At 63.4% G+C, this 21,471-nt stretch carries 19 protein-coding genes; 5 read left to right on the top strand and 14 right to left on the bottom strand.

Annotation, left to right across the window (positions count from 1 at the left end):
- Nucleotides 1-156: 156 nt before the first annotated feature.
- Nucleotides 157-570 carry a gamma-glutamylcyclotransferase family protein gene (locus AC1DXS_RS11365; RefSeq protein WP_477737613.1) on the bottom strand — a complete coding sequence of 138 codons (414 nt, stop codon included), beginning with the start codon at nt 568-570 and terminating at the stop codon, nt 157-159.
- Between the two features lie 141 nt (nt 571-711).
- Between AC1DXS_RS11365 and AC1DXS_RS11360 the strand changes: the two genes are divergently transcribed.
- Nucleotides 712-1,659 carry a DMT family transporter gene (locus tag AC1DXS_RS11360; RefSeq protein ID WP_477737612.1) on the top strand — a complete coding sequence of 316 codons (948 nt, stop codon included), beginning with the start codon at nt 712-714 and terminating at the stop codon, nt 1,657-1,659.
- Here AC1DXS_RS11360 and AC1DXS_RS11355 read toward each other — a convergent pair.
- The 4 genes from AC1DXS_RS11355 to AC1DXS_RS11340 form a co-directional block, all read right to left on the bottom strand.
- Nucleotides 1,604-2,482: an ABC transporter permease gene (locus tag AC1DXS_RS11355; RefSeq protein ID WP_477737611.1), complete on the bottom strand. Its 879-nt coding sequence runs from the start codon at nt 2,480-2,482 to the stop codon at nt 1,604-1,606. The two genes, AC1DXS_RS11360 and AC1DXS_RS11355, sit on opposite strands and share 56 nt — an antisense overlap.
- Nucleotides 2,483-2,495: 13 nt before the next feature.
- Nucleotides 2,496-3,440 (bottom strand): ABC transporter permease, encoded by a 945-nt coding sequence (locus AC1DXS_RS11350; RefSeq protein WP_007870705.1) that lies wholly within the window; start codon nt 3,438-3,440, stop codon nt 2,496-2,498.
- Between the two features lie 36 nt (nt 3,441-3,476).
- Nucleotides 3,477-4,583 (bottom strand): ABC transporter ATP-binding protein, encoded by a 1,107-nt coding sequence (locus AC1DXS_RS11345; RefSeq protein WP_477737610.1) that lies wholly within the window; start codon nt 4,581-4,583, stop codon nt 3,477-3,479.
- Between the two features lie 100 nt (nt 4,584-4,683).
- The gene (locus tag AC1DXS_RS11340; protein ID WP_477737609.1) at nt 4,684-5,850 is read right to left on the bottom strand and encodes an extracellular solute-binding protein; all 1,167 of its coding nucleotides are present in this window, start codon (nt 5,848-5,850) and stop codon (nt 4,684-4,686) included.
- 254 nt (nt 5,851-6,104) lie between these two features.
- Between AC1DXS_RS11340 and AC1DXS_RS11335 the strand changes: the two genes are divergently transcribed.
- A complete protein-coding gene (locus AC1DXS_RS11335) occupies nt 6,105-8,240 on the top strand; it encodes an acyl-CoA dehydrogenase (protein ID WP_477737608.1) in 2,136 nt (711 codons plus the stop codon).
- Nucleotides 8,241-8,260: 20 nt separating this feature from the next.
- Here the strand turns inward: AC1DXS_RS11335 and AC1DXS_RS11330 are convergent, their stop codons facing one another.
- From AC1DXS_RS11330 to lgt, 6 genes are all read right to left on the bottom strand, one after another.
- Nucleotides 8,261-9,781 (bottom strand): malonate--CoA ligase, encoded by a 1,521-nt coding sequence (locus AC1DXS_RS11330; RefSeq protein WP_477737607.1) that lies wholly within the window; start codon nt 9,779-9,781, stop codon nt 8,261-8,263.
- A 57-nt stretch (nt 9,782-9,838) separates the two neighbouring features.
- Nucleotides 9,839-10,615 carry an enoyl-CoA hydratase/isomerase family protein gene (locus AC1DXS_RS11325; protein ID WP_477737606.1) on the bottom strand — a complete coding sequence of 259 codons (777 nt, stop codon included), beginning with the start codon at nt 10,613-10,615 and terminating at the stop codon, nt 9,839-9,841.
- A 7-nt stretch (nt 10,616-10,622) separates the two neighbouring features.
- On the bottom strand, nt 10,623-11,621 hold the full coding sequence (locus AC1DXS_RS11320) for a Bug family tripartite tricarboxylate transporter substrate binding protein (protein WP_477737605.1): 999 nt from the start codon (nt 11,619-11,621) through the stop codon (nt 10,623-10,625).
- Between the two features lie 122 nt (nt 11,622-11,743).
- A complete protein-coding gene (locus AC1DXS_RS11315) occupies nt 11,744-13,216 on the bottom strand; it encodes a malonyl-CoA decarboxylase domain-containing protein (RefSeq protein ID WP_477737604.1) in 1,473 nt (490 codons plus the stop codon).
- Entirely contained in the window at nt 13,213-13,881 is a 669-nt protein-coding gene (locus AC1DXS_RS11310; RefSeq protein ID WP_477737603.1) for a GntR family transcriptional regulator, read from the bottom strand. The genes AC1DXS_RS11315 and AC1DXS_RS11310 overlap by 4 nt, the downstream gene beginning before the upstream one ends.
- A gap of 292 nt (nt 13,882-14,173) precedes the next feature.
- Nucleotides 14,174-14,989, bottom strand: a complete 816-nt coding sequence (gene lgt, locus AC1DXS_RS11305; protein WP_477737602.1) for a prolipoprotein diacylglyceryl transferase — start codon at nt 14,987-14,989, stop codon at nt 14,174-14,176.
- A gap of 91 nt (nt 14,990-15,080) precedes the next feature.
- On the opposite strand from lgt, the gene AC1DXS_RS11300 reads away from it, so the two are divergent.
- Entirely contained in the window at nt 15,081-15,638 is a 558-nt protein-coding gene (locus tag AC1DXS_RS11300; RefSeq protein WP_477737601.1) for a DUF4124 domain-containing protein, read from the top strand.
- Here the strand turns inward: AC1DXS_RS11300 and AC1DXS_RS11295 are convergent.
- Nucleotides 15,625-16,596 carry a LysR substrate-binding domain-containing protein gene (locus AC1DXS_RS11295; protein ID WP_477737600.1) on the bottom strand — a complete coding sequence of 324 codons (972 nt, stop codon included), beginning with the start codon at nt 16,594-16,596 and terminating at the stop codon, nt 15,625-15,627. The two genes, AC1DXS_RS11300 and AC1DXS_RS11295, sit on opposite strands and share 14 nt — an antisense overlap.
- A gap of 135 nt (nt 16,597-16,731) precedes the next feature.
- Between AC1DXS_RS11295 and ilvD the strand changes: the two genes are divergently transcribed.
- Nucleotides 16,732-18,432 (top strand): dihydroxy-acid dehydratase, encoded by a 1,701-nt coding sequence (gene ilvD, locus AC1DXS_RS11290; RefSeq protein WP_477737599.1) that lies wholly within the window; start codon nt 16,732-16,734, stop codon nt 18,430-18,432.
- A 143-nt stretch (nt 18,433-18,575) separates the two neighbouring features.
- On the opposite strand, the gene AC1DXS_RS11285 is transcribed toward ilvD, so the two are convergent.
- Nucleotides 18,576-18,824 carry a TIGR04438 family Trp-rich protein gene (locus AC1DXS_RS11285; RefSeq protein WP_477737598.1) on the bottom strand — a complete coding sequence of 83 codons (249 nt, stop codon included), beginning with the start codon at nt 18,822-18,824 and terminating at the stop codon, nt 18,576-18,578.
- Nucleotides 18,825-18,951: 127 nt separating this feature from the next.
- Here AC1DXS_RS11285 and AC1DXS_RS11280 point away from each other — a divergent pair, with 127 nt between their 5' ends.
- Complete coding sequence (locus AC1DXS_RS11280; protein ID WP_477737597.1) at nt 18,952-19,266, top strand: c-type cytochrome; 315 nt, start codon at nt 18,952-18,954, stop codon at nt 19,264-19,266.
- Between the two features lie 61 nt (nt 19,267-19,327).
- Here AC1DXS_RS11280 and acs read toward each other — a convergent pair whose 3' ends face one another.
- Complete coding sequence (gene acs, locus AC1DXS_RS11275) at nt 19,328-21,325, bottom strand: acetate--CoA ligase (RefSeq protein WP_477737596.1); 1,998 nt, start codon at nt 21,323-21,325, stop codon at nt 19,328-19,330.
- Nucleotides 21,326-21,471: the final 146 nt, after the last annotated feature.

Raw genomic sequence — 21,471 nt, 5'->3', positions numbered from 1 at the left:
GCAGCGCAGCATTTGCAATTTTTGCATTGTGAAATTAATTTATTGGATCGTGAAATATGCGGCGCCGCCCGCACAGGGCAGAAACGGCGCAGCAGCAGCGCGCCTGAGCCAGGAGCAAAGAGGGGCCTGGCGCGCTTGCAGCAGGCGCCCTGAAATTCAGGCTTGGCGGCCGGTGCGGTGCAGCACCCAGTCGCCGCCGGCAATGACGGGTTTGCCCCGGGTGCGCTCCGGCGAAATTTCATAGAGCACGCACAGCAATTCGCGCGCCGGCGTGGTGTCCAGCTGCACCATCACTTCGCGCCTGGTGTACTCACCGGTTTGCTGCGGCCAGACCTCTTCGATCTCATCGAGCACCCGCTCCAGCTCCGGGCTGACGGCATAGACCTCGCCGTGCACGACACCCATCCCGCCCAGCACCAGGCCCGGGTAGCTTCCCAGGTGATGCATGACGCCGGCCACCCGGGCCCGCCCCACCCACTGCGGCGCGGGCCGCAGGCGGTTGATGTCGCGCTCTTCCCCTTTGCGCAGGGTGCCGTAGACAAAAACATGGCGAGTGGCGAGAGCGTTCATCGCTTGGAATCCTGGGTATCGGAAGGCGGGGAAATTCGGTCCGCAAAAAACTAAGGCATGATTCCGGCCTGCGCCGGCATCCCCTGCCGGCCCATGCAACCGATGGGCCGCAGGGCCGCTGCAACAGGAACTCCCAGTTTAATGAACCGCATTGTGGCTTACGCCTGTCTCGGGCTCAGCATGTCTTTGGTGGGCAGCTATGTGGCGCTGTCCAAACCCCTGGTTGCCGCCCTGCCCGTCTTTCTGCTCGCCTGGCTGCGTTTTGGCATAGGCGGTGTGGCCATGCTGCGCTGGCTCAAAAAACCGGCTGGAGAGGCTGCCATGAGCCAGCAAACCGCCCGCCTGCTGTTCCTGGAATCCTTCCTGGGCAACTTCCTGTTTTCCCTCTGCATGCTGTTCGGCGTGAGCCTGACCAGCGCCGTCGCGGCCGGCGTGATCATGGCGTCCATCCCGGCCGCCGTCGCGCTCATGAGCTGGCTCTTCCTGCGGGAGCGCATCAGCCTGCGGGTATGGGGCGCGGTGGCCTGCGCCGTGGTCGGCATTGCGCTGGTGTCGCTGGCCAAAAATCCAGCGCCGGCGCACGCCGCCGCCGGGCCGCAAACCGACTTGGTGCCAAGCTACGCCTGGCTGGGCAACCTGCTGCTGGTGGGCGCGGTCTTGTGTGAGGCCTTCTATGCGGTGATCGGCAAGAAACTGACCGGCGTGCTGAGCCCCAAACGTATTTCAGCCCTGATCAACCTCTGGGGTTTTGCGCTCGTCACCCCGCTGGGCCTGTGGGCGGCCTGGCGTTTTGACTTCGGCGGGGTCGCGCCTTCCCTCTGGCTGCTGCTGGTGTTTTATTCGCTGGCTGCCAGCGTCTGGACGGTGTGGCTCTGGATGACAGGCCTCAAAACCATCCCCGCCAACGAAGCCGGCGTGTTTGCCGTCCTGCTGCCCATCAGCGCCGCCGCTGTCGGCGTCATCGTGCTGGGCGAAACACTGAACCCCACCCAGGTCGGCGCCTTCGGCATCGCGCTGGCCGGTGTGGTGCTGGCTACTTTGCCGGGACGGGGTCTGGAAAAGCCTGCTCCGGTCGAGCCGCCGCACTGATCTCGCGGTCCAGGCGCTTTTGCCGGCGCATCACATAGATGCTGTAGCTGATGATACCCAGCGACACCACCGTGATCAAAATCGTGGCCGCCGCATAGATCGACGGGTTCACACCGCGGCGGGCATAGCTGAAGATCACCTGCGGCAGGGTCGTCACGCCCGGGCCCGACAAAAACTCCGAAATCACCACGTCATCAAACGAGAGCGTGAAGGTCAGCAGCCAGGCCGACACCAGGGCCGGTGCGATGTTGGGCAAGGTCACCAGGAAAAACACCTGCATGGGCCTGCAGCCCAGGTCCATGGCAGCCTCCTCGAGGGTGCGGTCCATTTCGCTCAGGCGGGACTGGACCACCACGGTGGCGTAGGCCATGCCCAGCAAGGTGTGGCCGGTCACGATGGTGATGAAGCCGCGGTCGGGCCATCCCACGGTGCGTTGCACCGCCACCATCAGCAGCAGCAGGGACAAGCCGATGATGACCTCGGGCATGACCAGGGGTGCATTCACCAGGCCGTAAAACAGCGTGCGCCCGGTAAAGCGCAGGTAACGCACCAGCACAAAGGCGGCAAAGGTGCCCAGCACCACCGACAGCGTACCGGTGATCAGCGCCACCTTGAGCGACAGGAAGAAGCCCTCGACCAGCCGTGAATCCGCGAGCAGTGCCTCATACCAGCGCATGGAAAAGCCGGTGAAGACACCATCCTGCCGCGTGCTGTTGAAGGAAAAGACGATGAGGAAAAACAGCGGGATGTAAAGAAACAGGTACACCAGCCCCATCCAGAGCCGGCCGACGTTGTTTTCCACAAAACGGGAAATACCTCTCATGCCGCTCTTCATCTCAGTGCCCTCCCCGAGCGTCGCGGTCGCTGCTGGAGCGGTAATAAAAGGCGAGCGGCACCAGGATCAGCAAAATCATCACCACCGCGAGCGCCGACGCGCGCGGCCAGTTATTGCTGCTGAACATCTCGTCCCAGACCACGCGGCCGATCATGATGTTTTCGGCGCCGCCCAGCAGCGAAGGAATCACGAACTCGCCGACGCTGGGAATGAACACCAGCATGGAGCCGGCCACGATGCCCGACTTGCTGAGCGGCACGGTGATCAGCCAGAAGGCCTTCCAGGCGCTGGCGCCCAGGTCGTGCGCAGCCTCCAGCAGGCGGAAATCCATCTTCACGAGGTTGGCGTACAGCGGCAGGATCATGAAGGGGCAGTACACATAGGTCATGCCCACCAGCATGGAGACGTCGGTGTAGAGCATCACCATGGGCTCCTGGATGATGCCCAGCGACAGCAGCAGGTTGTTGAGCACGCCCTGGTCGGCCAGTATGCCCTTCCAGGCATAGACGCGCAGCAGAAAGGACGTCCAGAACGGCAGCATCACCAGCATCAGCAAGGCCGGGCGTATCGAGGGCCGCGAGCGGGCGATGAAGTAGGCAAAGGGATAACCTATGACCAGGCAGGACAGCGTGGTCAGCAAGGCGTACTTCAGTGAGGTTTTGTAGGCCTCCATGTAGATGGTGTTGCCGAAGCCGCCCACGGCGTCCTGCGCGTTGTCGATAAAGATGGACGCGTAGTTGTTGTAGCGCAGCAGGACGTGCCAGGAGCCCTTCACCGTCTCTATCAGCGGCGCGAAGGGATCGACGCCGCCTCCCATGTCCGTCACGCTGATACGCAGCAGGATCAGGAAAGGCAGCACAAAAAACAGCAGCAGCCAGACATAAGGCACGGCAATCACGAAGCGCCGCCCGAGGTTGAGCTGAAGCCAGGAGGGGATGTTTTTCATCGCCGGGATTGAATCGTTGAAGGCAGCGAACTGGGCCTACTGCGTCAGCACCACCGGTGCGGAGCCGTCCCACCAGAAGAAGACCTGGTCATCCCAGGTGATGGTGTCGCTGTCGTGGCGCGTGGTGTTGGTCTCGGTGATCTTGAGGGTGCGCCCGCCAGCCGCTTCCACGATGAAGGTGTTGTAACTGCCGAAATAAGCGATCTCGCGCACCTTGCCGGTGAACAGGTTGCTGCTGACCCCAGGCGGTCGGGCCTTGGCGATATGGATCTTCTCGGGCCGCACCGCGATGGCCACCGCCATGCCCAGCGTGCCGCTGATGCCGTGCCCCACGCTGACCACGCCCTGGTCGGTGGTGACTTCGCAGCGGTCGGCCTCGTCCAGCGTGAGCTCGCCTTCCAGCATGTTGACGTTGCCGATGAAGTCGGCCACAAAACGGCAATTGGGATGCTCGTAGATTTCCTTGGGCGTGCCAACCTGCAGCACGCGGCCGTGGCTCATCACGGCGATGCGGGAGGCCATGGCCATGGCCTCTTCCTGGTCGTGCGTGACCATGACACAGGTCACGCCCACCGACTCAAGAATGTTGACGAGTTCGAACTGCGTGCGTTCGCGCAGCTTTTTGTCCAGTGCGCCCAGGGGTTCGTCGAGCAAAAGCAGCTGGGGGCGCTTGGCCAGGCTGCGCGCCAGGGCCACACGCTGCTGCTGGCCGCCCGAAAGCTGGTGCGGCTTGCGCCTGGCAAAGGCCTCGAGCTGGACCAGCTTGAGCATTTCCTGCACACGCGCTTCGATCTCGCCCTTGGGCATGCCTTCACGCTTCAGGCCAAAGGCGATGTTGTCCCAGACCGTCAGGTGGGGAAACAGCGCGTACGACTGGAACATCATGTTGATGGGCCGCTCGTAGGGCGGGAAGGACGCAATGTCCACGCCGTCGAGGAAGACCGCACCGGAGGTCGGTTTTTCAAAACCCGCCAGCATGCGCAGCAGGGTCGACTTGCCGCAGCCCGAGCTGCCTAGCAGTGCGAAGATTTCCCCTTTATGGATGGACAGCGAAACGTCGTCAACCGCTGCCACGCCGTCAAAGCGCTTCACCAGCTGGTCGGTCCGCAAATAGCCATCACCGGGCGATGGAGGCAGGTTCATGAACAGGGGCACCAAGATGAAAAAAAGCTGCGCACACAACGCATTGCATGCACAGCCGGGGTCACACTGAAATCAGCGCTTGCCAGAGATCAGTAAAACGTCACTTGCCTTTTTTGAAGGCGGTGAACACATTGCTCATGGATTCGCGGGCTTCATTGGTGAAGCTGGCGGGCGACACCATTTTCTTCAGGTTGTCGGCATCGGGGAACACCGCCTTGTCCTTGGCGATTTCAGGCTTGACGTTGGCCAGGCTGGCCTTGTTGGCGGTGGCGTAGCCCAGCTCGTTGGTCAGGGACGCGGACACTTCAGGGCGCAGCGAGTAGTTGATGAAGGCCAGGGCATTGTTGGGGTGCTTGGCATCCTTGGGGATGGCCAGGGTGTCAAAGAAGATCAGGCCGCCGGTGCTGGGCAGCAGGGCCTCGACTTCGTTGCCGCTCTTGTTTTCCAGCGCACGGCCGCGGGCGATGTTGATGTCGCCGGCCCAGGCCAGCGCCACGCAGGCCTTGCCGCCGGCGAGGTCGTCAATCATGGTGCTGGAGAACATGCGGATGTGCGGGCGCACCTTGGCCAGCATCTCGGCCGCCGCCTTGTGGTCGGCCGGGTCGTTGGAGTACGCGTTTTTGCCCAGGTAGTGCATGGCCGGGGGCAGCACTTCGGTGGGTGAGTCAAGGTAGGCGATGCCGCAAGACTTGAGCTTGGCGGTATAGACCGGGTTGAACACCAGGTCCCAGGCGTTTTCAGGCATGGGGGTGGAGCCCAGGGCCTTGGTGACCTTGGCCTTGTTGATGCCGACCGTGGTGAAGCTCCAGGCCCAGGGCACCAGATAACCGTTGCCGGGATCTATGGTGCCCAGCTTTTCCATGATGGCCGGGTCCAGGTTGCCGTAGTTGGCAATTTTGGTCTTGTCCAGCTTGGCGAGCAGGCCGCCGTCGATCTGCGGCTTGGCGAACACGGCGCCGGGCACGACGATGTCGTAGCCGGTATTGCCGGCGACCAGCTTGGCGTGCAGGGCTTCATTGTTTTCGAAGGTCTGGTAGTTGACCTTGATGCCGGTTTCCTTCTCGAAGTTGGCCACCATGTCCTTGGCGACATAGTCTGGCCAGTTGTAGACATTGAGCACTTTTTCCTCGGCGGCTACGGCAGGCGCCGGTGCGCTCGCGGCGGCGGCCGGTGCGGCGGCGGCAGGCGCTTCGTCTTTTTTACCGCAAGCAGTCAATGCTGCCACCAGCATGGCCGAAAACGCCCAATACCCGAGATGCTTTTTCATAATGTCCTCAACTCCTCTTATAAAAACTTGGAAGTAAAAACCAGGAAACACTAGCAAAAATCAGACCGGAGCAATTGTATAAGAGGGTCGCAGGCACGGGAACCTTTCTTCTTATGCGGCCTTTGCATCAGGGCTTGCCGCCGGCAGCCCGGCAAATTCGCCTACAGCAGGACGGGCCGAAGGCGCTAGGCGCCTTTCCCCTCCCCGCGTACGCTTTTGGGACAAGCTTTCACTTCCCTTCCGAAAGACACCCCATGGGATTTGCCCGCTGGCTAGGCCAGGCCGCCATGAAGCCCTTCGCCGGGGCTCTGCCTGTGATGAGCGACACGGAGCGCGCCGCCCTCGAGGCCGGCACCGTCGGCTTCGAGGGCCGGCTGTTTTCGGGCCGCCCTGATTTTGATGCCCTGCTGGCAGCCGGACCCAATGTGCTCAGCGCCAAAGAGCAAGCCTTCCTGGACAAGGAAGTCACCACCCTGTGCGCCATGCTGGACGATTTCGCCATCGACCAGGCTGGCGACCTGCCGCCTCAGGTCTGGGCTTACCTGCGCGAGCACCGCTTCTTCGGCATGATCATTCCCGAGGCGCATGGCGGGCTGGGCTTCAGCCACTATGCCCACGCCACCGTGGTCACGCGCATCGCCTCGCTGAACATCTCCGCGGCCGTGACCGTCATGGTACCCAACTCCCTGGGCCCGGCCGAACTGCTGCTGCGCTACGGCACGCCGGATCAGAAGCAGCACTACCTGCCGCGCCTGGCCGACGGCCGCGACCTGCCCTGCTTCGGGCTGACCTCGCCCTATGCGGGCTCCGACGCGGCGTCCATCCCCGACCGCGGCCTGCTGGTGGAACGGGAGTTTGAAGGCCGGGTGGTGCGCGGCTTCAGCCTGAACTTCTCCAAGCGTTACATCACACTGGCGCCGGTGGCCACCGTTGTGGGCCTGGCCTTCAACGCCTTCGACGAAAGCCTGCCCGAAGGCCAGCGCGAGCTGGGCATCACCTGCGCGCTGATCCCGGTGCCGCAGCCGGGCATGAAGATCGGCAGGCGGCATCGCCCCATGGACGCCGCCTTCATGAACGGCCCCATAGAAGGCCGCGAGGTCTTTATCCCCATGGACTGGGTCATAGGCGGCAAAGCCCGGGTCGGCCAGGGCTGGCGCATGCTGATGGAATGCCTGGCGGCGGGTCGGGCGATTTCGCTGCCCGCGCTGGGCTCGGCCATGCAGCAAACCTCGCTTTTCGTCGCCAATGGCTACGGCCAGGTGCGCGAGCAATTCGGCCTTCCGATAGCCCGCTTTGATGCGATTGCCGGCGTGATCGCCGAAATGGGCTGCGAGCTGTATGCAACCGATGCCGCGCGCCGCTACACCGCCGCCGTGCTGGACCACGGCGAGCAACCCAGCGTGGCCAGCGCCATCCTGAAGGTACAGCTGACCGAAGCCGGCCGCCGCGCCGTCAACCACGGCATGGACATCCTGGGCGGCAAGGGCATCATCCAGGGCCCTTCCAACCTGCTGTCCGTGGCCTACCGCGGCGCGCCGATTGCCATCACGGTGGAGGGCGCCAACATCCTGACGCGCTCACTGATCATCTTCGGCCAGGGCGCGGTACGCTGCCACCCGTATGTGATGAAGGAAATGCAGGCAGTGCGGGACAAAGACGCCCAGGCGCTGGGCGAAGCGCTCATAGGCCACGGCGGGCACGTGCTGCGCAACATCTGGCAAAGCATCGCGGGCGCGCCGCTGCTAGGCACACCGCCCGCGGGCCTGGAAAAGGAAGCCCGGCTGATCGCGCGCCTGAGCAGCCAGTACGCGCTCACCTGCGACCTGGCCATGGGCCTGCTGGGCGGCAAGCTCAAGCGCATGGAGCTGCTGTCGGCCCGGCTCGGCGACGTGCTGTCGCACCTTTACATGGCCAGCGCCTGTGTCTGGCGGTATGGCGTTGAAAAGGACGGCGGCATGCTGCCGATGGCAAAGGCCGCGATCCGCATGCAGCTCGATGAAGCCGGCAATGCGCTTGAAGCGCTGTATGCCAACTTTCCGTCACCGCTGCGCCGCGTGGTAGGCGCGCTGGTGCTCAACCGCAGCACACGGCTGGCACCGCTTCGCGACGTTCAATTGCTGGAGCTGGCCAATCTGCTGCGCACCAATCCCGAGCTCATAGGGCGGCTGTGCCCTGACCTGGCAAGACCCACCGGCGGCGGCTTGCGCGACCTGATGGATGCGCTGGATCTCGCTGCCCGGCTCGGCGAAGAAACCGTGGCGCTCAACAAGGCTGTGCGCCGCAGCCAGTCGATGGAGCGCGCCGCGCAGGCCTCGAGCCGGCCTGAACTGGCACTGGCCTACCTGCGCGCGGCCGACAAGGTGATACAGGTCGACGACTTCGCGCCTTGAAGCACCTGCCGGGCGAACACTCAGGCGAACAATCCCTTGTATTGCTCGCGCAGCAAGTTCTTCTGCACCTTGCCCATGGTGTTGCGCGGCAGCTCGCTGACCACAAAACACTGCTTGGGAATCTTGAAGTTGGCCAGCTTCGATTTGAGCTCGCCCACGATCTGGCCGCCTTCCAGCGCGGCGCCGGGCTTGGCGATCACGACGGCCACGCCCACTTCGCCGAAGTCCGGGTGCGGCACACCGACCAGGGCACTTTCGGCCACGCCGGGCATGTCGTTGATATAGCCTTCAATTTCCGCCGGGTAGACGTTGTAGCCGCCGCTGATGATCAAATCCTTGCTGCGGCCCACGATGATGATGTAGCCGCGCTCATCGATCTTGCCGACGTCGCCGGTCTTGAAGTAGCCGTCCGCCGTGAATTCTTCTTTGGTTTTTTCCGGCATACGCCAGTAGCCCTTGAAGACATTCGGCCCCTTGACCTGGATACCGCCTATCTCACCGGCCGGCAGGGGCTGCCCGTCATCGCCCTGCACGCGCAGGCTGACGCCCGGCAACGCGAAGCCCACGGTGCCGCCGCGCCGCTCCGCGCCCTGGTAGGGGTTGGAGGTCAGCATCACGGTTTCGGACATGCCGTAGCGCTCCAGAATCGTGTGGCCCGTGCGCTCCTTCCATTCGTTGAAGGTCTCGATCAGCAAGGGAGCCGATCCCGCGACGAAGAGACGCATGTTGCGGCAGGCCTCGCGCGTGAGGCCCGCTTCGGCCAGCAGGCGCACATAAAGTGTGGGCACACCCATGAACACCGTGGCCTCGGGCAGCTTGCGCACCACCAGCTTGGGATCAAACTTGGCGAGCCAGATCATCTTGCTGCCGTTGATCAGCGCACCATGAATGGCGACGAACAGGCCGTGCACATGAAAGATCGGCAAGGCATGGATCAGCACGTCGCCCTTCCTCCAGCCCCAGTAGTCTTTGAGCACCAGGGCATTGCTCAGCATGTTGCCGTGCGTCAGCATGGCGCCCTTGCTGCGGCCCGTGGTGCCGCTGGTGTAAAGAATGGCGGCCAGGTCGTCGGCTTGCCGCGGCACTGCTTCATGCTGGTCGCTGCAGTGCGCGGCGCGGTCCAGCAGCGAGCCGGTGCGGTCGTCGTCAAGCGTAAAAACGTTCTGCGTGCCGGCCTTGAAGGCGATCTTGCTGACCCAGCCGAAGTTCTTGCTGCTGCACACCATGACCGAAGGCTCGGCATTGCCGATGAAGTACTCGATCTCCGCGCTCTGGTAGGCCGTGTTGAGCGGCAAGAACACATACCCGGCGCGCAAGGTCGCCAGGTAAAGCATCATGGCTTCCACCGACTTTTCAACCTGCACCGCCACACGGGCGCCCTGCGCCAGCCCGAGTGAGGCCAGCAGGTTGGCCATCATCGCGGTGCCGCGTTCAAGGTCGCGCCATGAATAATTCAGGCCGTTGTCGGTTTCGACGGCAACGTCGTCCAGCGAGGAAGGAAATGCGGCTCGCAGCGCCGCGAACAGGTTGTGGTTTTTCATGGCTCAGGCTGTCAGTGGTGTCTATGGTGTCAGTAGTGAGATTCAGCGGCCCGGCCGTCAAAACCGGGGCTGGCGTTTTTCATTAAAGGCCGTCACGCCCTCGCGGTGTTCGGGCGATGCGGCGTATCGGTAAGCACTCGCTGTCAAATCCGCCGCGGCCTGCGTGCTGCCGGCCTGGGCCAGCGTCCGCAAAGCCTGCTTGTTCTGCCTGGCCGCGCCGGGTGCCAGCGCGGCGCAACGGTCCACGCAGGCCATGGCCATGGCGCTCGCCTCCTGGGCGGGCACCACCTGATTGAGGAAGCCGCGGCGCTTCATCTCGCCAGCGTCCAGCACGGCGGCCGACAGCAGCATTTCGCGCGCGGTCAGCTCGCCCGCCGCGCGCATCACAAGCGCGGCTTCGCGCGGCGCCATCGGAAAGCCGAGCTTCGCGATGGGCGCGCCGAACTTCGCGCTGTCGCCGGCGATACGGATATCGCAGCAGCTGGCGATCTCCAGGCCGGCGCCCATGCAATTGCCTTCGATCTGCGCGACCATGGGCACGTCGCAATCGAGCATGGCTTGCAGGCCGCCCCACACGTCACGCTCATGAAAATCACGCAGAGCCGCTTCTTCAAACCGAAAACCGGCGTATTCGGAAATGTCTCCCCCCGCGCTAAAGTGCCCGCCCTCGCCCCGCAGTAGCACGCAGCGCAAGTCGGCGGCCTGCTGGATGCGCTCGAAGGCCGCGCGCAGCTCGCGCCACATGGCGCGGCTCATGGCATTGAACTTGCCCGGATGGGATAAGGTCACAAAGGCCAGGGAGCCCTTCACCTCGAGTAAAACAGCTCCGGCCATCAAGCGGTCATTCGAGTTTGGCGCCGGAGGCTTTCACCACGGCCGACCAGCGCTTGACTTCGCTGCTCACGAAAGCGCCGAACTGCTGCGGCGTGAGGTTGCCGAATTCCGCTCCGTTGTTGGCCCAGATGGCCTTGAGCTCGTCGGTGGTGGCGGCCTTGCGCAGGTCTTCGACGATGCGCGCCTGCACGTCGGGCGGCGTGCCCTTGGGCGCCCACATGCCGTACCAGGTGGTCACCGTGTAGTCGGGCAGGCCCAGCTCGCCGGCGCAAGGCACATCCGGGAAGGCCGGGTTGCGCTTGGTGCCGGACACCATCAGCGCCTTGATGCGTCCGCCCTTGATGTGGTTGGCCGAAGAACCCAGGCCGTCAAACATCATGTCGACATTGCCCGAGATCAAGTCCTGCAGCGCAGGGCCCGCGCCGCGATAGGGAATGTGGGTGATGAAGGTCTTGGTCTGCTGCTTGAACAGCTCACCGGCCAGGTGATGCGAGGTACCCGCGCCGGCCGAGCCATAGTTGTACTTGCCCGGCGCCTTGCGCACGGCTGCAAGATAGGCTTTGAAATCGGGAAACGGCAGGTTGCGGGGGTTGACCACCAGCACCTGCGGCACGTTGGCCATCAGGGCCAGCGGCACGAAGTCTTTTTCGATGTCGTAGTCGAGCTTGGGATACATCGAAGGCGCAATCGTATGGTGCACGGCGCCCATGAACAGCGTGTAGCCGTCGGGCTGCGCCCTGGCGGCGATGCTGGCACCCAGAGTGCCGCCGGCGCCGCCGCGGTTGTCGATGATGAGCTGCTTGCCGGTCAGCTTGGCGAACTGGGCGGACAGGGGACGGGCGAACGCGTCAGTGCCGCCGCCGGCCGGAAACGGCACGATCATCGTCACCGGCTTGGTCGGCCAACCCGACTGGGCCTGGCTGCCGAAAGACAGCGTCGCAGCGCCGGCGGCCGCGGCACGCAGGATGTCGCGCCGGGATGCGCCGGCATGAAAGCGGAAAGTCATTGTTGTCTCCTGTTGTCGTTGAAATAAGAAAAAACAAACCGGAAGTTCAAGCGCGATGAGCCGGTTTGCATTACCCAAACCCACTTAAGCAACGTTCGTAAAACCCGTTCCTAAGTACACATTCAAATGTACAAATCTTCGATGTCGCCCGACACGGGGATTTCCCCCTGTGCCAGTTGCGCGCGATGCCGGTCAAGGCGCTTGAGGTCATAGAGGTAATTCACCATGAGGCCGTAGGACTGCTTGAGCCCTTTCGGTGTCGGGTCGCCGGCCCAGTTGATGCGCTCTATGCGCGCGCCGTTGCCCAGGTGAAAACGCGCGACAGGATCCAAGGGCTTGCCTTCTTCCATCGTCCGCCCCAGGTAGTGTGCCGCGCAGTGCAACAGCATTTTGCGTACCGGAGATTTTTCGGCCAAAGCGAGCGGGTTTTCAGCCGCTGTGAGCAGATGCCCCGCACCTGGCGGCTCGAAGCCCACGGCCCTGCCCAGCGCAGTGCGTTCTTTCTCGCCGAGCTTCTCCAGCATGGCCCCGGCGTTCTTGGCCAGCCAGCCGCGAAAGCCCGGAATCGGCGAGAGCGTGGCAAAGGTCTTGAGCTTGGGAAATTCTTCTTTCAGCGTCTCGACCACGCGCTTGATCAGTGAATCGCCAAAACTCACGCCGCGCAGCCCGGCCTGGGTGTTGCTGATCGAATAAAAAATGGCGGTGGTGGCCCGGCTCAGGTCCGAGGGCGCAGCCAGTTCGTCGAGCAGCGGCATGATGTCGCCCGCGATCTGCTCAACCATGGCGACTTCCACGAAGATCAGCGGTACCTCGGGCAGGCGCGGGTGGAAAAAGCCGTAGCAGCGCCTGTCGCTGTCAAGCCGGTTCTTCACGTCGGCCCAGCCCTTGATGTCGTGCACCGCCTCGTACTTGATGAGCTTTTCGATCAGTGAGGCCGGCGAATCCCAGGTGATGCGGCGCAGGTCGAGAAAGCCCACGTCGAACCAGGTGGAAAACATGTATTCCATTTCCACGTCAAGCGCCAGGAGGCGCTTGTCGGCCTTGAGGCTGGGTTGCATCTCGGCGCGCATATCGACCAGGAACTGGATGCCGCCGGGATAGACGCTGAAGCGCTGCAACAGGCGCCGGCGCGGCGACACCGTGGCGCGCCGGTAGCGCACCTCGGCCACGGCCTCTTCAGGCGTGCCCACCGCAGCCGCGAACTGCGCCTGCGCGGCCTTGACCTTTTGCGGATTGGCGACGAACTGCTCGCTCATAAGCATCCACAGGTCGCGCCGGCGCGCAATGGTGGCACCCTCGTACCAGGCCGCGATGGCCATGGCGCGGCGGCCGCCCTCGACCTCGCTCACGCGCGGGTCGATGATGGCCTGCAACTCCTGCAGGGTGCGGCGCAGCACGCGCGGCGACAGCGCCTCGTCTTTGTGGCTCAGCGTCGCCTGCAGGCGCTCGTGCGTGCTGCGCATGGGCAGGCTCGCACCGGACGCTGTTTTTTTGCCCGTCGACGGCGCGGCTGGCGCCGGCGCACTTGCCCCGGCGCCTTTATCGCCCGCCGTGAAACGCGAGACGTTGCGGCTGAGCCATTCGGCCGCGCTCACGATGCCACCCGTGAGCGCTGGTTGCGGGCCAGTTCGCGCAGCGCTTCGCGCTGGCGCGTCAGGTGCGTGCGCATGGCGGCCTCGGCGCCTTCGCTGTCGCGGCTCTTGAGGGCGGCGAATACGGTCATGTGTTCCGACAGGCTTTGCGCCAGCCGCCCCGGCGCGTGCAGTTGCTGCAGCCGCGCCAGTTTGAGGATCTTGCGCAGGTCGGCAATCGCCTGTGCCAGCCAGCGGTTGTCGGCCAGCAGAATGATCGCCTCGTGGATTGCGAAGTTGGTGGCGTAGTAGTCATTGATGCGGCCGGTTGCGGCGTGGCTGTTAAGCCTTTCGTGCAGGGTCGTGAGGGCAGCAAGGTCGGCATCGGTGGCGTTGCGCGCGGCCTCGTAGGCACAGCGCCCCTCAAGCAACGCGATCACCGGAAAGATGTCGTCCAGGTCTTTTTCAGTCACTTCATTGACGAAGCAGCCGCGTCGCGGCTCATGGCGCAGCAGCCCTTCCGAGGTCAGCACCTTGAGCGCCTCCCGCAGCGGCGTGCGCGAGATTTCAAGGCGCTCACACAGCGCGACCTCGTCCAGAAAGCTCCCGGGCGCCAGCTGGCCCGCGAAGATCTGCTCGCGCAGGGTATCGGCGACCTCCTGGTGCAGTGAATTCTGGACAAGACGCATGGCATGACCCTTTGACTGACCCGATCCGCTGTACCCGGCGAATCCCCCTGCTGAACACTTGCTTTACCGCTGGTGCCAAGCATTCAGCCCAGCAATAATTTCAAGTAATTACGTGTAATTATGAGAAATAATTCAATCTCGATCAAGAGGCCTGTGCCTGAAAACGACAGGGAAAAACCCTAGTCTGGCCGACCTTGCTGTTTGGGGATTGGGAATGGGGAAATTGCGAAGCGACAGCAGCAGGCACAACCCGCCCACGGCGACGCCCCGCGTGGCATTTTTGTGCGGGGCCTCAGACCGGCTCAGCCCGTTTTGTCGCCCACACCCATAGCCAGGCACCGCCAATGATCATGGGAACGCACAGCCACTGCCCCATGCTCATACCCAAGGCCAGGATGCCCAGGAACTCGTCCGGCTCGCGGAAAAATTCGGCAATAAAGCGGAATACGCCGTAACCCAGCAGGAAGGCTCCCGACACCTGGCCTGTCTTGCGCGGCTTGCGCGCATACAGCCAGAGCAGCACAAACAGCAATACGCCTTCGAGCAGGAACTGGTAGACCTGCGACGGATGGCGTGGCAGCGGCGAGCCGCTGCCCGGAAACACCATACCCCACGGCAAGGCCGGGTCGCTGAAACGGCCCCACAACTCGCCGTTGATGAAATTGCCGACGCGCCCCGCCGCCAGCCCCGTGGGAACGCAAGGCGCCACAAAGTCCATCACCTGCAGCCAGGGCCGCTGGCGGGAGCGCGCAAACCACCACTGGGAGGCCAGCACCCCCAGCATGCCGCCGTGAAAGCTCATGCCCCCCTGCCACACGAAGAGGATTTCCAGCGGATGTGTGAGGTAGTGGCCCGGCTTGTAAAACAGGCAATAACCCAGCCGCCCGCCTAACACCACCCCCATCACGCCGAGAAACAGCATGTCCTCAATATCCCTGCGCGACCAGGCGCCCGGGCCGGTGATGGAGGCAAAAGGCTGGTGCCGCAACCGCCGCGTCGCCAGGAAAAAAAACAGGCCGAAGGCTGCCAGGTAGGTCAGGCCGTACCAATGGATGCCCAATGGGCCCAGCTGCAGCGCGACGGGATTGATTTGCGGGTGGATAAGCATGGGCGGTATTTTGCACGCAAGCCTCGTAGGAAAAGGCTTACGCGCAGGCCTCATTCGACTAGACTGGCGCAAACACGTCACGGATTTCGCCATGCGCCACTCCCTCTACCCCGCCCTTGTTTCCGGCCTGCTGGCTTTGCTCCTCACACAGACCGCCGCCGCGCAGGTCTACCAATGCCTTGATGCGAGCGGAAAAAAGGTTTACTCGCAAATGCCCTGCGCAGCCCAGGGCGGCAGCGAACTAGTCATCATGCAGGCACCCACCAGGTCCGCAGCCCCTGCGGATGGCGCGCCTTTCGCAGGCGCGCCGGGCACCAGCGCTGCTGCTGCGCCCAAAGATTGGGCGGCGGAAAATGCCGCAGCCGACGCGAGGGCAGCCGAAGCCGCCGGCGCAGCGCGCCAGGGCGCTCCATCGGGAATGGGCGGCTTGCGCAAAGGCACCGCCCAGCCGCAGCTCACCGACAAACAGATCATTGCCAACTGCGAGGCCAATCACGGCGCGCGTTGCAGCAGCGCCGGCGAAATAGCCCAGCGCCGGATGGAGCAGCGCGAACTTAGCCCGGCGGAAAGGCAGCAGCAGCAAAGCGCCGTGGCAGCGCGCCGCTACCGCGAACGGGAAGAAGCCTTTGACCGGGCTACTCGCCGATAAACGCCATAAAGCGCGCGAGCGCCGGGTTGGCGCTGGCGCCCGGCCACACCAGGCTGGTCTCACAGCCAGGCACCGTGACCGAAGCCCCTCGCGCGCCGCCACGCGCTGAAGGCTTGCCGGCAGGCAGGCTGCGGTACACCACGCCTGGCCGCTGAAATTGGCGCACGCTTTCGGGCACCCAGGCCACGCCGAGCCCCGCGGATACCAGGTTCACGATGGTCTGCATCTGAATCGCCTCCTGTGCAACTTGCGGCAGTTGCCCGGCAGCGTGGTACATCGCAAAAATCGCGTCGTAAAGCGAAGGCACGATGCGCCGGGGAAAAATCACCAGGGGTTGATCCAGCAAATCCAGGAGGGCAAGCGCCGCCTTGCTTGCCAGCGGATGCTGCTCGGGCAAAGCCACCACCAGTGGATCCTGGCTGATGCGCCGGCAGGCCAGGCCGGAGGGCGCAAAACCGGGTGAGTGCAACATAAAGCCCGCGTCGATCTCACCGCGCTCAAAGGCCTGCAGTTGCACGTCGCCTGTCGCCTCTATCAGCTCCAGTTGCACTTTGGGATACTGCTCACGAAAGGCGCGCACCCAGCGCGGCAACAACTCAAAACCCACTGTCGACACAAACGCCAGCCGCAGGCGCCCTGCTTCGCCGTCGGCGCTGGCCCGCGCATACGCCGGCAAAGCCTGGGCGCGCGCCAGCAGATCGCGCGCCTCGGCGACCAACGCCGCTCCCGCCACCGTCAGTTGCACGCTGCGCTTGGTGCGGTCAAACAGCCTGAGTCCCAGCAGCGATTCCAGTTGCGCAATGGCCTGCGTGAGTGGCGGCTGGGTCATGTTCAAACGCCGTGCAGCCCTGCCGAAGTGCAGCTCTTCGGCCACGGCCAGGAATTGGCGCCAGAGGCGCAACTCAATCAGGGGCGGCTTGCGCGAAGCCGCGCCTGCAGCGCTGAGGATATCCTTCATATGCAGTGCATATTAATACATCACAAATAATGGATTGGAAAGAATCAGTCAAAGCACGGATACTTTGCTCTTCCGATAACAGCGCCGGTCCCGCGTCCAGCAGGCCGAGGCAGCAACCCACCCACGAGACAGGCCATGAACACCAAAACCGTCAACATCGTCGCCAACCCCCGCAGCAAAAACATCACCGAGGGCAAATCGCGCGCGCCCAACCGCTCCATGTACTACGCCATGGGCTACGAGGCCGACGACTTCAAGAAACCCATGGTCGGCGTGGCCAACGGCCACAGCACCATCACCCCCTGCAACAGCGGCCTGCAAAAACTGGCCGACGCCGCGATTGCCGGTATCGAGGAAGCCGGCGGCAATGCCCAGGTCTTCGGCACGCCGACCATCTCCGACGGCATGGCCATGGGCACCGAAGGCATGAAGTACTCGCTGGTCAGCCGTGAGGTGATTTCTGACTGCATCGAAACCTGCGTGCAGGGCCAGTGGATGGACGGCGTGCTGGTGGTCGGCGGCTGCGACAAGAACATGCCGGGCGGCCTGATGGGCATGCTGCGCGCCAACGTGCCGGCGATCTACGTCTACGGCGGCACCATCCTGCCGGGCAGCTACAAGGGCAAAGACCTCAACATCGTCAGCGTGTTCGAAGCCGTGGGTGAAAACGCCGCCGGCCGCATGAGCGACGAAGACCTGCTGCAGATCGAGCGCCGCGCGATTCCCGGCACCGGCAGCTGCGGCGGCATGTACACGGCCAACACCATGTCCAGCGCTTTTGAGGCCCTGGGTATTTCGCTGCCCTACTCCAGCACCATGGCCAACCCGCACGACGAGAAGATGAACTCGGCCAAAGAATCGGCCAAGGTCCTGATCGAGGCCATCAAGAAAGACATCAAGCCGCGCGATATCGTCACCAAAAAGGCGATTGAGAACGCCGTCGCCGTGATCATGGCGACCGGCGGCTCCACCAACGCCGTGCTGCACTTCCTGGCCATCGCCCACACGGCTGGCGTCGAATGGACGATTGACGACTTCGAGCGCGTGCGCCAGCGCACGCCTGTGCTGTGCGACCTCAAGCCCTCGGGCAAATACCTCGCCGTGGACCTGCACCGCGCCGGCGGCATTCCCCAGGTCATGAAGACGCTGCTGGCCGCCGGCCTGCTGCATGGCGACTGCCTGACCATTTCCGGCCAGACCATCGCCGAGACGCTCAAGGACGTGCCCGCCGTGCCGCGCGCCGACCAGGACGTGATCCGCCCCATCGACAAGCCCATCTACGCGCAAGGCCACCTGGCCATCCTCAAGGGCAACCTCTCGCCCGAGGGCTGTGTCGCCAAGATCACCGGCCTGAAGAACCCGGTCATGACCGGCCCGGCGCGCGTGTTTGACGACGAACAATCGGCCCTGGCCGCGATTCTGGCCGGCAAAATCAAGGCCGGCGACGTGATGGTGCTGCGTTACCTCGGCCCCAAAGGCGGGCCCGGCATGCCTGAAATGCTGGCCCCCACCGGCGCGCTGATAGGCGCCGGGCTCGGCGAAAGCGTGGGCCTCATCACCGACGGGCGCTTCTCGGGCGGCACCTGGGGCATGGTGGTCGGCCACGTCGCGCCCGAAGCCGCGGCCGGCGGCAACATCGCCTTCATCCACGAAGGAGATTCCATTACCATCGACTCAAAGCAATTGCTGCTGCAGCTGAACATTGACGATGCCGAACTTGCCAAGCGCAAGGTCAGATGGAAAGCCCCGGCGCCGCGTTACACACGCGGCGTGCAAGCCAAGTTCGCCTTCAATGCCTCCAGCGCCAGCAAGGGCGCGGTGCTTGACGACTATTGATCGATTCGATTCCGGTCGCTGAAACAGCAAGAGCCCGTGAAGTTACACACTTCACGGGCTCTTTGCTTTGGGCCACCTCGCCTTTTGCGAAGTGCGGGTAAATTGGTGTCGTACGCGAATGAAGAACTTGCGGCGACTCAGGCCTACTTTTTCCTCTTTTTGGCCGAAAGCATGCCCATGGCGTCGCGCTGTTTGTCGATGCGGTCGTCCCTGCGCTTGGCCATCTTGTCGATTTCCCTGCGCTTGGTATAACCCGACGCGTCAGCCCAGGCCCACCAGGCAACGGCCATTGCAAAGGGAGACAGCACGATGAACCAACTCAAAGTTGCTACCGGCCCGATCTCGAGATATTTGAGGGCCAGGGCCACAATGCCAAGCAATAAAAAAAACATGAAACTTCTCCTGAATATGCCACCTGCGCCAAGGGGTATCCCCTTGAAACAAGGGTCAACCGGCACCACTACAATCACGTTGATTGACTGTAACCGAATCCACAACTTCCCCCCACGAGGACAATCCATGAAACGCATTCTTTCGGTAATCGCTTTTGTGACCGCGGGTTTTGCCGTGTCGACGCCAGCCCTGGCCGACCTGCAACTGGCCACCGCCAAGAACTGCATGGCTTGCCACGCCGTCGACAAGAAGCTCGTCGGCCCCTCCTACAAGGATGTCGCTGCCAAGTACGCCGGCCAGAAAGATGCCGCCGACAAGCTCGCCGCCAAGATCATCAAGGGTGGCTCCGGCGTCTGGGGCCCTGTGCCCATGCCCGCGAACGCACAGGTCAACCCTGAAGAAGCCAAGAAGCTGGCGGCCTGGGTCCTGGCAACCAAATAAGCGGCTCGCAAGCCCACAAAAAAGCCCGTCATCGACGGGCTTTTTTTATGTCAGTTTCACTTCACTGCTTTTCAGCCAGCTGATCGAGGATGGCGGGATTCTCAAGGGTAGAGGTGTCCTGCGTAATCGCCTCGCCCTTGGCGATGCCGCGCAGCAGGCGGCGCATGATCTTGCCGCTGCGTGTCTTGGGCAGGTTGTCGCCGAAGCGGATGTCCTTGGGTTTGGCGATGGGGCCGATTTCCTTGCCGACCCAGTCGCGCAACTCCTTGGCAATGGCCTTGGCTTCTTCGCCTGTGGGGCGCGCGCGCTTGAGCACCACAAAGGCCACGATGGCTTCGCCGGTCAGGTCGTCGGGGCGGCCCACCACGGCAGCTTCAGCCACCAGCGCCGAATGCGCCACCAGAGCCGACTCGATTTCCATGGTGCCCATGCGGTGGCCGGAGACGTTCAGCACGTCGTCGATGCGGCCGGTGATGCGGAAGTAGCCGTTGTCGGCATTGCGCACCGCGCCGTCGCCGGCCAGGTAGATCGTGCCGCCCATTTCTTCCGGGAAATAGCTTTTCTTGAAGCGCTCCGGGTCGTTCCAGATGGTGCGGATCATCGACGGCCAGGGGCGCTTGACGACCAGCATGCCGCCCGAGCCGTTGGGCAGGTCCTTGCCGGTTTCATCGACGATGGCGGTCATGATGCCGGGCAAGGGCAGCGTGCAGCTGCCGGGCACCAGCGGCGTGGCGCCAGGCAGCGGCGTGATCATGTGGCCGCCGGTTTCGGTTTGCCAGAAGGTGTCCACGATGGGGCAGCGCTCCCCGCCCACGTTTTTGTAGTACCACATCCAGGCCTCGGGATTGATGGGCTCGCCGACCGATCCCAGGATGCGCAGGCTGCTGAGGTCCGAGCGCGCCGGGTGCACTTTCTCGTCGCCCTCGGCGGCCTTGATCAGCGAACGGATCGCCGTGGGCGCGGTGTAGAAGATCGTGACTTTGTGCTTTTCGATCATCTGCCAGAAACGCCCGGCATTCGGGAAGGTGGGGATGCCTTCAAAGATGATCTGCGTCGCGCCGGCCGCCAGCGGGCCGTAAGCCACATAGGTGTGGCCGGTAATCCAGCCGATGTCGGCCGTGCACCAGAAGACGTCGGCGGGCTGGATGTCAAAGGTCCAGTCCATCGTGAGCTTGGCCCAGAGCAGATAGCCGCCGGTGCTGTGCTGCACGCCCTTGGGCTTGCCGGTCGAGCCCGAGGTGTAAAGAATGAAGAGCGGGTGCTCGGCGCCGACGAATTCGGGTTCGCACACCGGCGCCGCCTTGGCGGTGATCTCGTGCATCAGGCTGTCGCGCCCGGCCACCATGTTGCAGGCTGTGGCGGTGCGCTGGTAGACGATCACGTTCTTGATCGACTCGCAGCCGCCCATGGCGATGCCTTCATCGACGATGGCCTTGAGCGGCAGCTCCTTGCCGCCGCGCAGCTGGTAGTTGGCCGTGATGACGGCCACGGCGCCCGCGTCCTGGATGCGCTCCTGCAGGCTCTTGGCCGAGAAGCCGCCGAACACCACCGAATGCGTGGCGCCTATGCGCGCGCAAGCCTGCATGGCCACCACGCCCTCCACCGTCATCGGCATGTAGATGATGACGCGGTCGCCCTTCTTGATGCCCGCGCCCTTGAGCGCGCTGGCAAACTGGCTGACCTTGGCGTGCAGTTCCTTGTAGGTGACGTTGGTGACCTTGCCCTCGTCGCTTTCGAAAATGATGGCTTTCTTGTTTTCGACCGGCGTGCCCAGGTGGCGGTCCAGGCAGTTGTAGGAGGCGTTGAGCTCGCCGTCGGCAAACCATTTGTAGAAAGGCGCGGCGGACTCGTCCAGCGTCTTTGTAAAAGGCTTTTTCCAGCTGAGGTTTTCGCGCGCCAGGCGCGCCCAGAAGCCCTCAAAATCCTTTTCTGCTTCAGCGCACAAAGCCTGGTAGGCCGGCATGCCCGAAATGCGCGCCGCCTTCACGGTGGCAGCAGCAGGCGGAAAAATGCGGTTTTCAACCAGGGTCGATTCGATCGCGGAATTGGGGGCGCTCATTTGGCTGTGTCTCCTGTTTGTCACTGAATGCGTGGTACTGTTATCTGCCGCACTTACAAGCCACTGACTGGCTTGAAGCTTACAAAAGCTTGAATTCGGGGGTGCGGCCACCCTCTTACAATGCCGCAACCTTCCCAGCTTACGCC

Source organism: Polaromonas sp. P3_B1, assembly GCF_056402935.1.
Note: the sequence above shows the minus strand (reverse complement) of the source record. Positions and strands in the feature narration are given on the sequence as shown.